Here is a 12462-nt window from a genome sequence, read left to right on the forward strand (position 1 = left end):
GCCGGGCCCCGGGAGCCGGATGCCGGGAGGCGGCTCCTACATGACGCCGTCGGCGCGCAGGAACTGCTCGATCAGCGCGATGCGCTCTGCCTTGTTCATCTGTGTCACCCCCTTTCGGGTCGGGGAGGGAATGCCTCAGTTCGACGGGGTCTGATTCCCTGCGGCCATGGGGGCGGCCGCAGAAACCTGAGGAAGGAAACTGACGAAGTCCACGTCCTTGCGTCGCCCGCCGCGGTGGAAGCCGTCGTCGCCGACGATCCGTACGCGGCAATCGACACCGGTGCCCAGCAGGTCTTCGACGGCCTGCGTCAAGGCGGCCCCGTCGGCCGGGCCGAACGAGGGTGCCGGCGCGACGAGGACGGAGACCGAGAAGTCGGTCTCCTGCACGATCTGATAGCGCCGCACCGGATAGCGGCGGGCCGCCCGCGCCGCCCACAGGACGGGCAGAGCCGATCCGTCGGGACGTCGGATCTCACCCGGGTTGCGGCCCTCGACGAGGTCCATCGCCTTGTGCGGGAGACCGCACGGGCAGGCCGCGGTCGCCAGCGAGCCGAAGTCACCAGTCCGATAGCGGATCAGCGGCATCGCCCGGTTGGTGAGGTCCGAGACGACGATCTCGCCAGTGCGCCCCTCCGGCAGCGGTGTCCCACTGTCGTCGACGATCTCGACCCAGAGCCGTTCCGAATCGATGTGGTACGCACCCTCCTCGCACTGTACGGCGATGGTGCCGACTTCCTTCATGGCGTACATGTCGAGGACCGCAGCACCGAAGAAGTCGGCCAGCGAGTTCCGGACGGCGGGCATGAGCAGCTCACCGCAGGTAACGATGCGCCGCACCGTGGGCAGCCGTCGGCCGTTCTCCCGCAGCAGGGCCATGAAGTCGATGAGGTTTCGGGGGGAGCCCGACAGGACGTCCGGTGCGAAGGCCTCGGCACGCTCGGCGTACAAGGCTCGGCGTTCCACCGACGATCCGTCACATCCGAACTGTGCGACCCTGGTGAAGCCGGTTCCGGGAGACAGGTACTCGAACCAGTGGTTCAGCCGCGCGAGACACGGCATGAGAACCTTCCGGTTGTAGGCCGGGCCGTGTCGCCCGTTACGGACGAGTGCGGTGGCCCACTCGTGGACGAACGCGTTGTCGTCACGGATCACCCGCAGTGGGATCCCGCTCGTACCCGAGGTCTCCAGCACCCTGCACCGCGCCGGGTCGATGTCGTCGTCACAGTGGTCGACCAGTCCTCTCGCCAGCCCACTCTTCGTGACCGACGGGAACTTCGCGAGCAGGGCCCAGGGATCAGGTGCCGGCCCCGTGACGTCCGGCACGACCCCGCGGTAGGCCGGAACGGCGCGCATCGCGTGGTCCAGGATTTCGCGCAGTCGCGTGCCCTGCAGTTCTCCGACCGATTCGCCGCGAGCGGCCTGCTCCTCGTAGCGTTCGCGTTCCTCGTGGACCCGCGGGAAGAGCAGGGCCTCGTAGATCATCTGCCCCTGCCACTGCTGTTCGTCATCGTGTTCTTCGCGTGGCTCGAATCGCTGCCGCATCACCGCGTGGCCTCCCTGGTCGCCTGCCGCGGAACGCACTGTGCGAGGCCCGCAAGGGCATGACAGAAGACAACCCTGTGGCGGCGCCGCCGACCAGGAAGTTCCTCCGGCAGAAGTACGTACCCCCACTACTTCTGCCGGAGGGGGCGTCCGCGATTGCGGAGGTGGGCCGGATCGGGGTTGCGACCGAGAACAGCCGGCCGGACCGAAAGGCACCGCACCAACCGCAATACCGGCCGGACCACTGTCAAGACCGTCTACGCGATCACCAGCTACTGCCTCACAGAGGCCATCCGGCCCGACTCGCGAGGCTGATCCGTGACCGCTGGAAGATCAGTGGGAGAGGGCCGAGACAGTCAAGTTCACCTGCAAAAGTAGCGTGGGGCATACTTTTGCAGGAGAGGTACGGCGTTCCGGCTGGGCCGCACTGACCAGGGGACATCCGTACATGGACAGCGGTACACCGGCCACCGGCGGCTTCGGCACGCTGCTGCACGGTCTGCGGACGGCGGTCGGGCTCAGCCAGGAGGACCTGGCGCACGCTGCGGGGGTGAGCGTGCGGGCGCTGTCGTACATGGAGCGCGGACACACCCGGGGACCGCAGCGCCGCACCGTGCGGGCCCTGGCCACGGCCCTGGGCCTGGATGCGGCCGAGGCCGGCGAGCTGGAGCACATGGCGAGCCTGGGCCGTCCCCGCCCGGCCCGTACGACGGACCTCCCGCCGCCTGCCGCCGTACCGGATGCCGATGCGCGGACCGGCGCGCCCGATCTGCTGCCGCGCGCGCCGCGCGGCTTCCACGGTCGGACGGCGGAACTCGCCGCTCTGTCCCGGGCCACCGCGGGCGACGCGCCCGTCTGTCTGGTCATCGGGCCGGCCGGGGTCGGGAAGACGACCCTCGTGCTGCACTGGGCCCACCATGACCCTGCCGGACTCGCCGACGGACGTCTCTACGCGGACCTGCGCGGCTTCAGCGACACGGGCGAGGTGGCCCTCATCGAGGTGTTGCGCGAGTTCCTGCTCGCCCTCGGCGTTCCGCACAGCCGCATACCGGAGTCGGCGAACGGCGCGTCAGCACTGTTCCGGTCCCTGGCCGCCGACCGCCGGCTCCTCGTCGTACTCGACAACGCGCGTGACTCCGAACAGGTCAGGCCGCTCCTGCCCGGCGGCGACCGCTGTGTCACCGTCGTCACCAGCAGGCACCGGCTCCCCGGGCTGATCGTCACCGAAGCCGCCCGGTCCGTGGCTGTGGACGTGTTCGGGCCCGAGGACGGCACCATGCTCCTGGCCGGGATACTCGGGACGGAACGGGTACACGCCGAGCCGGCGGCCGCGCTGCGGCTCGCCGAGCTGTGCGGCGGGCTGCCCCTCGCGCTACGGGTGGCAGCCGCCCGCCTGGCACAACGGCCCGACTGGTCCCTGGGCGCGATGGCCGCCGAACTATCCGACCAGACACGCCGCCTGAGCCTGCTGGACGTGGAGGACGCCGGTGTCCGAGCCGCGCTGCGCCTGACACTGCGACAACTCCCGGAGCGCGTCGCGCACCTGTTCGCCCATCTCGGCCGTCACCCCGGCACGCACGTCGACCGGTACGCCGCGGCGGCCCTGACAGGCACGGACCCGGCAGCCGCCGATACCTCCCTGGATCGCCTCGCCGTCGCGCACCTGCTCACGGAGACGGCCCCCGGCCGATGGGTGATGCACGACCTCGTGCGGCTCTACGCACGCAGCCTGGACGCCGGGCCCGACCCACTCAAGCGCGTACTCGACCACTACATCGCCACGGCCATCGGGGCTGTGGCGGCAGCCGAACCCGGCAACGAGGAGTGCTTTCCGCTGCCGGCCGACTTCCTGCCGCCCGCCGCCGTGCGCGAGTTCGGCGACCGGTCCGCCGCCGTGGCCTGGTACGCCGCCGAGAGGAACGACCTCACACTGGCCGTCGCCGCGGCGCACGCCGCCGCACTGCACAGCAGGACCTGGCGGATCGTCCTGACCATGTGGCCACTGATCGTCTGGCGCGTACGGGACGGCTGGGTCCCGCTCCTGGAGACCGCCCTCGCGGCGGCACGGGCCGACGCCGATCAGCACGGCGAGTCACGGGTGCTCAACGTGCTCGGTTGGGTCCTGATCGAGGAAGGGCGTACCCCGGAGGCGCTGACCCACTTGGGGGCCGCGTCCGCGCTCGCTGCCCGGGCCGGCGACGCGACGGCCGAGGCCAACGCCCTGATCGTGCTGGCCATGGCCCAAGGATCCCTCGGCAGCCTTGACGAGGCCGCCGAGGGCTGTGCGCGGGCCGTAGAGCTGGCGCGCACGGCCGGCGACCGGACGGTCGAGAGACTGGCCATGCAGCACCTCGCCCGGCACAGGGCCGACGCCGGGGAATGGCACCAGGCCCTCGCCACCGCGACCCATGCCTTGGGCCTCGACAACCGACCGGACACGGCCGACATCCCCCGCATCCTGCTGCTCATGGTGAGGGGAGAGGCACTGCTGGGGCTCGGGAACGAGGCGGAGGGCATCACGCAGCTCGACCTGGCGGCCCGGCAGGCGGAGTCCTCCGGCTACGAGGACGGCGCGGTACGGGCGCTCGGCGCCCTGCTGCGGGTATCGGCGGACGCGGAAGTCCAGGCACGGTACGACGCGGCACTCGCACGGCTCACGACACGGACGTGAACCCTGGCGCACTCCTGCGCCGGTGAGGCCTATGCTGCACCCCGGCGCGCGACCAGTGCCCCTTCGCCGAGCAGGTCACCGTCCCCACCTGCAACGTGCTGCGCAAGCCCGCCGACCCCGCCGACCCCTCCGTCCAGCAGACCGCCTGCCTGCTCACCGCCTGGCTCACCACGTACGGGATGCTCTTCACCAGCGCCGGCGTCCGCACCGCTGAATCCGCCCTGGTGCGGGGGCGGAGGGCGTGCGGGTCTTCGCGATGAGTGCCGGCTCCCATGCTGGAGGTGGCCCTATCGACGTGGCCCGTCCTGACGCCGAACCCTCACCCGCAAAACCACACGGCTCATTGTTTTGCGGGTGGAACTTCATGTTCCGATCTCGCTGGACCGGGTTGGCTTGAGACCTGAGAAAGAAGGCGCGGACTCCGCCGGCTGCACCTCACCGCCTGTCCCGGGTCTCCGGGCCGCGCGTAGCGGAACGTCAGCGTCCACGGCCAGGGTGGACTCCGCACCACCATCCGTACCCATCCCGTACAGGAGTTCAATGTTCCGCCGTACCCCCCACTCCGACAGCGTCGGGTCGCCCCGGCGCTTCCGCCGCCCGGCCGCGCTGATGACGGCAGCGTGTCTCGCCCTGGGCGCCGCACTGCTCGCCCCGGCCAGTGCCGGGGCGGCCGGGTCGACCAACGCTGATGCCTACCGCAACCTGGGTCAGGCGGACCGTGCCGAGTGGATGTGGGGCATCGCGGGCGACACCCGACTCTCGAACATGTCCATCCCCGGCACCCACGACACGCTTGCGATCCATGGCGGGGTCATGGTGCAGACGCAGGAGGACTTCGGCGACAGCGCGGACACGCTGACGGCGCAGTTGGACCGTGGTATCCGGGCCATCGACATCCGGGTCCGCGTTACCGAGGACAAGTACTTCACGGTGCACCACACCGCGTACTACCAGCAGGCCAACTTCGACGACGTCATGACCAAGGCGAAGGCTTTCCTGGACAAGCATCCGACCGAGTCGATCGTGATGAGGCTGCGGGCCGAGTGCCCGTACTCGGACGTCGGCACCTTCGACTGCGCAAACGACCCGAAGTCGGTGACCCCGGAGAAGGTCCGGTCGATCTTCGCCGGATACGCGAAGAAGTACGCCGAGTACTTCTACGAGCCTTCGGTGCGGGGTACCGGCCGGGCGGAGGTCCCCACGCTCAACGAGGTCCGCCGCAAGGTGGTCCTGGGCAGCTTCGACAGCGTCGGCGCGGACGGCAGCTACGGGATGATCGGCTTCGACGACCACAAGGAAGACCACTGGGCGCCGTCCCAGATCCAGGACAAGTGGAATTACGTCAAGAGCAACATCAACAAGGCGATCACAGGTTCCGCCAATGACGTGTACCTGACCTACTCGTCCGCTTCGACGACCCCCCTCATCGATCCTTACGAGTTCGCCGGTGGCCACCAGCTCGACGACGGCGCCGCGATCCTCGGCGTCAACTACCAGCTGATGAAGCACCTCAACAACAGCGCCGGCCGCGTCGGCATCGTGATGACGGACTTCCCGGGCTGGGGTCTGGTGAACGCGATCATCGACCACAACGACGACAACATGGTCAAGGGCGGCAACCGGATGACCTGGCTGGTCAACGGCGACAAGACCTACGCCAACAGCCTGTACCAGGACCGCTGCATGGTGCGCGGGCCGGAGTTCGACAGTTCCAAGACCGGTGGTCTGGTCACCCAGCGCCCGTGCCAGTCGAGCCCGCCCAGCAGCCACCAGTGGGGGGCCGAGAAGCCGTCGTACGACGGCAAGGGCCACTTCTGGATCAAGGCGAGCAACGGCAAGTGCCTGACCGTCCCCTACAACGACGGGACCCCGCCGGGCTCGGGCACCCAGCTGTTCTGGTGGGACTGCGAGACCCGCTGGTTCTCCGGCAGCCAGATGTGGAACATCATCCCGACCAAGCTCGCCACCGCGACCGGATCCCGGCCGGCCTACACGTTCATCAACAACTGGACCGGCAAGTGCCTGTCGATGGACCCGGCCACAGCCTCCACGGCGGGTGGCAAGGTCACCCAGGAGACCTGCCCCAAGTAGCACCTCCGCCACGGTGAAGGCCGCACACCCCAGCTGCCTTCACACCCCGGATCCCAGGCCGCCCTTCCCCCCTGAAGGGCGGCCTGGGCTCGTTGCCCTTGCCCTTGCCTGCGCGTTCAGGAGGTCAGGAGGTCGGCCGGCCCGGCGGGGTGGCCGAGGGGCGCAGTCGCTACGCCTTGCCCGCGTCCTTGAAGCTCGGTCAGTCGTTACCTTCGACGATGCGGAAGTCGCGCTCGACGCCGTCGGAAAGCGCGACCAGCGCCTCCTGGTACGCCGCACTCTCGTGCGCCGCGACGGCCTGTTCAAAGCTGTCGAACTCGATCAGGACAGTGCGCTCGGCGATTCCAGCGTCGTGTGCGACGACCCGACCTCCACGGACGAGGAGCCGCCCGCCCCCGGCCTGGACGGCCGGACCGGCCAGCTTGTCGTAAGCAGCCAGCTTCTCAGGGTCTGAAATGGTGCGGTAGGCGCTGACCCAGTAGCCCTTGGGCATGGAATCTCCATCGATGGGATGAGTGCGTCTGGCTTACGGGTTGGTCTCGGACGAGCGTCGGCGGGCGAGAGCGAGGCTTGTCAGCGTCGTGATCGCCATGGCGCCGAGGCCGACCAGCGCCGCGGTGGTGTAGGCGCTGTCGTCGGGGAAGAGGTGGCCGGGGCCGGTACCCGCGGCGAGGATCAGGCCGCCGATGGCGCTGCCCAGGGAGTACCCGACGCTGCGGACGACGTAATTGAAGCTCATGGCGCTCGACGTCTCGCTCTTGGGGGTGACGGCCAGGATGACGCCGGGCATCGCTGCCGAGAAGCCACCGACGCCGAAGCCGAGCACGCCTATCGCCGCGAACAGTTCGGCCAGGTCCGACCGGGCCGCAGCGAACAGGGCGAACCCGCCACCGACCACGACGGCGCTGCCGGCCAGGAGCAGGGGGTCGGCGATCCGCGTCCCGATCCGGGGCGTGAGCTTGCCGGCGACGAACCCCAGCACCGAGAACGGGATGAGGACCAGCCCGGCGCCGAAGGTCGTCAGCCCGAAGCCGTAGTCGGCGCCGTGCGGCGTCTGCGCGTACCGGGTGATGAGCGTGAGCAGGAGGTACATGCCGATCCCGCCGACGAACATGGCGAGGTTCGCCCCGGCGACCGCCGGGTGCCGCACCGCCCGCACATCGACCAGGGGCGTCGTGCTGCGCAGTTCGATGACGACCCAGACGCAGAGCAGCACCACCGCTACGCCGGCGAGGGCCGCCGCCACGGCGAGGTGCCGGCTCCACAGATTCCGTTCGCCGGCGAGGAACAGCACCAGGATCAGCGCAGCGGCCAGGACGACCGCGCCTGCCAAGTCCACGTGGGCGGAGCGCCCTTCGGGGGCTTCGGGCATGGAGCGCCACGCGGTCACCAGGGCGGCGGCGGTGACGACCAGGCCGAGGCCGTAAGCGGCTCGTACCCCGCCGAGCTCGGCGAGCAGTGCGGCCAGCGGGTAGCCGACGCCGGCCCCGATGATCGAGACCACCGAGATCAGGGCGATCGCGGCCGCGCTGCGCTCCTCGGGGAGATGGTCCCGGGCCACGCCCATCATCAGCGGCGTCAGCCCGAGCCCGACGCCCTGGGCTGCCCTGCCGGCCAGCAGCCACGCGAACGGCAGCGGGAGCACGGTGAGCGCGCTGCCCGCGACGACGACCGCCAGGGTGGTGAGGATCGCGGCCCGCCGGTGCGGGCCGGCTCCGAGCCGGCCCAGGACCGGCGTGGCGACGGCGCCGCTGAGCAGCGCGACGGTCAGTGTCCACTGCGCGCTGGCGAGCGGGACGTGGAACGAGGTCGCCACGCTGGTGATGAGCGGGGTCCCGAGGCTGGCGACCGCCGCCACGACCAAAGAGATGAACATCAGGGCGGGGACCAGCAGCCGCGCCTCGGAACGCGCCACGGGGAACGCCTTCACCGCAACCCCCTGACCGGCCGCCCGGTCACTGCTTCGGCCCTTCGGAGTCCTGGCTTTCGAGCTCTGCCAGATGCTTCAGCGCCGGAAGGGCCGCCACCAGCGCCTCGACCTCGTCGCCGGTGAGCTCGCCGATCAACCGCTCGAACGCGTGGACGCCCGCTTGGCGCCGCGTCCGGACATAGGAGGCGCCGGCCTCGGTCAGGCACACCAGCGTGACCCGCTTGTCGGACGCGTAGCCCCGCCGCTCGACCAGGCCGGACTCCTCCATCACCCGGACCAGGGCGGTCATGGCGGGCTGGGTGACGCCCTCGACCGCCGCCAGATCGGTGATGCGTCGCGGTCCGGTCCGGTCCAGGGTGGCCAGGGTGGCGGCGGACGTCAGGCTCATGCCCCGGGGCAGGCGTCTCGCGGCCCTGGTGGCCAGTCCGTAGAGGGCTGCCCCGATGGCGGCGGACGCGCCAGGAGCGGTGTCTTGACGACTCATGCTCGAAGCATAGTGCTTTTATATTCACACTTTATGGAAATGGTCGACTGAGGCAACCCGACCGCGGTGGCCGACCTCCAAGACGGCGCACGCGTCCTGGAACTCGGATCCGGGGGCGGCACCGACGTACTGCTTTCCGCTCGCCGCGTCGGCCCCACCGGCAAGGCCTACGGGCTCGACATGACCCAGGAGACGCTCGCCCTCGCGCGCGAAAATCGACGTGCTTGTGGTCGGCTTCACCGCCACCCCAGCACCCTGGTCCGGGCAGCCGACCGGCCCGGCGTGAACACGCGTACGAGGAGCCAGTCCGCGTCGACATGGATGCGCGGGTCAAGCCCCCTGTGGCAGGCGGTTGATTCATCGAGGGATGAACGGGGGAGTCGAGGCGCTGAGGAGGAGCAGGCCGGTCTCCGTCTTGGCGGTGAGGACGCCGAAGAGCATGAGGTCTCCTTTCCGGTGAGGTACGGCGATCACCCGTTCCCCGGCACCGCCTGCCGCGCGCCCGTAAGAGGCGCTGTCCCGCCCGTGGGACGGAAGTGGCTTGCGCTCGGCTGGGCCTTCCGTGACGCCGACCGGCGACTCGCGGCGGTGTCGGATCGGGTTCGGTGCGGGCGGCGCGTCGATCTGGGCGACGCGCCGCGGGCGGAATCGGGCTCAGTGCCGCTTGTCCTTGGCGGTGGTGCGACTGAGCGTGCCGGGCCACCACGCGGCGGGCCCGATGTCCCGGACGAGAGCCGGCACCAGCAGGGACCGGACGACGAGGGTGTCGAGGAGTACGCCGAAGGCCACGATGAAGGCGATCTGGAGCATGAACGCCAGCGGGATGACACCGAGCGCGGCGAACGTGGCGGCGAGGACGACACCCGCCGAGGTGATCACGCCGCCGGTGGCCACAAGTCCTCGCAGTACTCCCTGGCGGGTGCCGTGCAAAAGGGATTCCTCACGGACGCGGGTCATCAGGAAGATGTTGTAGTCGACTCCGAGGGCGACAAGGAAGACAAAGCCGTAGAGCGGTACGGAGGAGTCGGTCCCGCTGAATCCGAGGAACTGCTGGAACACGATCGCCGAGATCCCCAGGGTCGCGACGAAGCTGAGGGCGACCGTGGCAACGAGGAGCAGGGGCATCAGTACCGAACGCAGCAGTGCGATCAGGATGATCAGGATGATGACGAGGACGACGGGAATGATGAGGGTGCGGTCGTCCTCGGCGGTGCGCTGGGTGTCGTACTGCTGCGCGCTGTAGCCGCCGACGATCGCGTGCGCATCCGGCACGGCGTGGACGGCCCGACGGAGTCGGACGATGGTCTGCTGCGCGGCCCCGCTGTCCGAGGGCGCCTTGAGGGTGACATCGAGGCGGACCTTCCCGTCCGCCACGAGCGGGGCTCCGCCGGGCGGCCCCGATGCGGTGAAAGGGGTGACGGCAGCGACGCCTTCGGTCCGCTCGGCCGCCCGCATGGTCTGATCGAGGCGGCCGGCGTCCGCGATCACGACGGCCGGATTGCCCGATCCTCCGGGAAAGTGCGCGCCCAGGGTCTGCTGGGCGGCCACCGACGGGGCGTCGTTGACGAAGATCTCGTCCAATGGCACGCCCTTGGAGTTGAGCGTGGGGGCGAACGCGGCGCAGGCCAAGAGTACGGCGAGGCTGACGGCCCAGACCTTGCGCGGGGCGCGGTCCACCACGGCGGCCACCGACTTCCAGATTCCGTGGCCGGTGCCGTCGTCGGCGCTGTGGTGGATCTTGGCGGGCCAGTAGGCGGCGCGCCCGAGCAGGGCGAGGACGGCAGGCAGGAAGGTGAGGGTGCTCAACACCGCGCACACGATGCCGATCGCTCCGACCGGGCCGAGAGCCCGGTTGTTGGTGAGGTCGCTCAGCAGCAGGGCGAGCAGGCCGAGGGCGACGGTGCCCGCACTCGCCGTGATGGGACCGACCGACCTGCGCACGGCCGCCCGAACGGCGGCGAAACGGTCCGGCCGGACCTGGAGCTCCTCGCGGAAGCGTGCGGTGAGCAGTAGCGCGTAGTCGGTGGCCGCGCCGATCACGAGGATCGAGAGGATGCCCTGCACCTGCCCGTCGACGCGAACGATGCCGCGGTCGGCCAGCGCGTAGACGATCGCGCAGGCGAGGCCCAGGGAGAACACGGCCCCGATGATGATCACCAAAGGGAGCAGCAGGCTGCGGTAGACCAGCAGGAGGATCAGCAGGACGGCGATGAGGGCGACGCCCAGCAGGAGTCCGTCGATCCCGGCGAAGGCATCGGCGAGGTCGGCCTGGCTCGCTGCGGGCCCGGCCAACTGCACATGGGTACCGGGGACCTTCGCCGCGGCTGCGGCGATCTCCTCCAAAGCGCGAGGCAGCTCCTTTCCCAGGTCGGGCTTGAGCTGCACGACGCCCTGAAGTGCCTGGCCGTCGGCGGACAGGACGGCGGGGGAGGAGGGTCCGGCCGACATGCCCGGGCGGGTCGGACCCACCAGCGCGCGTGTGGCGTCCTCTTGCCGGCGGGAGTCCAGCTTGGTACCGGGCGTCTTCGCCGTCCACACCACGATCACCGGGAGGCTCTCGTCCTGCCGGAAGGCCTTCTGTGCCTCGACGACCCGGGTGGACTCGGCGCTACGGGGCAGGAAGGCGGTCTGATCATTGGTCGCCACCTCGCCGAGCTTGCCCGCGTACGGGCCCAGCCCGCCTCCCACGAGCAGCCATGTGACGAGCAAGACCACGGGGATCAGCCAGCGGGTCAAACGTGATGAGGCTGACATGACACTCCCAAGATGTACCTCAACCATTAAGAATCTCAATGCTCAAGATAGATGAGCCGAGAGGTCCGCGGCAATCAGGACTGCCGCTGCCCGGCCCACACCCCTGCCTTCGCCGCGAAGGGCGGCCGCGGATGCGGACACCCGCCGCGGATTCAGCGCCCGGGGGCCCGCAGGTCGCCGAGTTCCTCGTTGACAGCGGCGAGAAACCGCAGCGCGACGGCGAGTTCCTCCCCGCTGAATCGTTGCCGAGCGCTGTTGGTGGCCTCGGCCAAGGGCATGAAGGACGACCGGGCCGCCGCCCTGCCCGCATCCGCGTAGCGGATGTGGATGACGCGACGGTCCTCGCTCTCCCTGGAGCGACTGATGTGCCCGGCCCGCTCCAGCCTGTCGAGGCAGGCCGTGACAGCGCCTGAAGTGAGGCCGAGGTGCTCACGCAGGCGACCGGGGGTGAGGGGTGCGGCGCTGTCGAGGATGACGGACAACGCCTGGACGTCCGTCGGGTGGAGCCCTTGACCGTGCGCGAATCCGTGAACCAAACGGTTGATTTCTCCGTTCAACCGCCTCAATTGCACCGCGAACGCATGGAGGCTCACCTCGCCGTCCCCTTCCGGAGCACCCCCGCTGGAATCCCGCACATCCGTATTGGCCATCGGGTCAGCCTATAGAAGCTCCGTGGCCTACCCACGGTCCTGGCTGGGTTCGCGCTCGCGGCCGCCCAAGGCGTCGACCCCTGCCCCACTGGAGAAGCTCCGGGCAACCACGGCCGAGCGGCAGGGCGGGTTCTCGGATCACGTCTTCCGGACCGGCAACCGCTGAGCTGCGGTGTCGGTCCCGCAACACCCCCAGGGTCGGGCCTGGCAGGCAGGACGAGAGTCACGCCCGGCAGCGGCGGACCGCGCCCCCGCGAGCGAGGCGAGGCACGCGAGCGCACGCGGTGGTCTCCATCGCGCTGATGCCGCGAGGCCCGACCGCGACGGCAGGCGCCGATCG

Annotated in this window: 8 protein-coding genes and 2 pseudogenes; 4 read left to right on the top strand and 6 right to left on the bottom strand. The window is 70.0% G+C overall.

Annotated elements, in window-relative coordinates; genetic code table 11:
- Nucleotides 1-135: 135 nt before the first annotated feature.
- Nucleotides 136-1671 carry a phenylacetate--CoA ligase family protein gene (locus ACIOD1_RS29770; RefSeq protein ID WP_401905771.1) on the bottom strand — a complete coding sequence of 512 codons (1536 nt, stop codon included), beginning with the start codon at nucleotides 1669-1671 and terminating at the stop codon, nucleotides 136-138.
- Between the two features lie 319 nt (nucleotides 1672-1990).
- On the opposite strand from ACIOD1_RS29770, the gene ACIOD1_RS29775 reads away from it, so the two are divergent.
- The 3 genes and pseudogenes from ACIOD1_RS29775 (at nucleotide 1991) to ACIOD1_RS29785 (ending at nucleotide 6304) form a co-directional block, all read left to right on the top strand.
- Nucleotides 1991-4213: a helix-turn-helix domain-containing protein gene (locus ACIOD1_RS29775; RefSeq protein ID WP_401905773.1), complete on the top strand. Its 2223-nt coding sequence runs from the start codon at nucleotides 1991-1993 to the stop codon at nucleotides 4211-4213.
- A 47-nt stretch (nucleotides 4214-4260) separates the two neighbouring features.
- Nucleotides 4261-4446: pseudogene (locus ACIOD1_RS29780) on the top strand (Zn-dependent oxidoreductase); the annotation flags it as partial.
- A gap of 307 nt (nucleotides 4447-4753) precedes the next feature.
- A complete protein-coding gene (locus ACIOD1_RS29785; protein ID WP_401905776.1) occupies nucleotides 4754-6304 on the top strand; it encodes a phosphatidylinositol-specific phospholipase C domain-containing protein in 1551 nt (516 codons plus the stop codon).
- 199 nt (nucleotides 6305-6503) lie between these two features.
- Here the strand turns inward: ACIOD1_RS29785 and ACIOD1_RS29790 are convergent, their stop codons facing one another.
- The 3 genes from ACIOD1_RS29790 to ACIOD1_RS29800 are packed head-to-tail and all read right to left on the bottom strand — an operon-like array spanning nucleotide 6504 to nucleotide 8622.
- Nucleotides 6504-6797 (bottom strand): DUF1330 domain-containing protein, encoded by a 294-nt coding sequence (locus ACIOD1_RS29790; RefSeq protein ID WP_401905779.1) that lies wholly within the window; start codon nucleotides 6795-6797, stop codon nucleotides 6504-6506.
- A 33-nt stretch (nucleotides 6798-6830) separates the two neighbouring features.
- Nucleotides 6831-8219 (bottom strand): MFS transporter, encoded by a 1389-nt coding sequence (locus tag ACIOD1_RS29795; RefSeq protein ID WP_401905781.1) that lies wholly within the window; start codon nucleotides 8217-8219, stop codon nucleotides 6831-6833.
- Between the two features lie 40 nt (nucleotides 8220-8259).
- The gene (locus ACIOD1_RS29800; RefSeq protein ID WP_401905827.1) at nucleotides 8260-8622 is read right to left on the bottom strand and encodes a MarR family winged helix-turn-helix transcriptional regulator; all 363 of its coding nucleotides are present in this window, start codon (nucleotides 8620-8622) and stop codon (nucleotides 8260-8262) included.
- A gap of 147 nt (nucleotides 8623-8769) precedes the next feature.
- On the opposite strand from ACIOD1_RS29800, the pseudogene ACIOD1_RS29805 reads away from it, so the two are divergent.
- Nucleotides 8770-8949 (top strand): annotated as a pseudogene (locus ACIOD1_RS29805) (methyltransferase domain-containing protein); the annotation flags it as partial.
- A gap of 423 nt (nucleotides 8950-9372) precedes the next feature.
- On the opposite strand, the gene ACIOD1_RS29810 reads toward ACIOD1_RS29805, so the two are convergent.
- Together ACIOD1_RS29810 and ACIOD1_RS29815 are read right to left on the bottom strand one after the other, a co-directional pair.
- Nucleotides 9373-11472: an MMPL family transporter gene (locus ACIOD1_RS29810; protein WP_401905784.1), complete on the bottom strand. Its 2100-nt coding sequence runs from the start codon at nucleotides 11470-11472 to the stop codon at nucleotides 9373-9375.
- A 152-nt stretch (nucleotides 11473-11624) separates the two neighbouring features.
- Entirely contained in the window at nucleotides 11625-12122 is a 498-nt protein-coding gene (locus tag ACIOD1_RS29815) for a MarR family winged helix-turn-helix transcriptional regulator (RefSeq protein ID WP_401905786.1), read from the bottom strand.
- Nucleotides 12123-12462 lie beyond the last annotated feature (340 nt).

Source organism: Streptomyces sp. NPDC088097 (genome assembly GCF_044741845.1).
Lineage (GTDB): Bacteria > Actinomycetota > Actinomycetes > Streptomycetales > Streptomycetaceae > Streptomyces.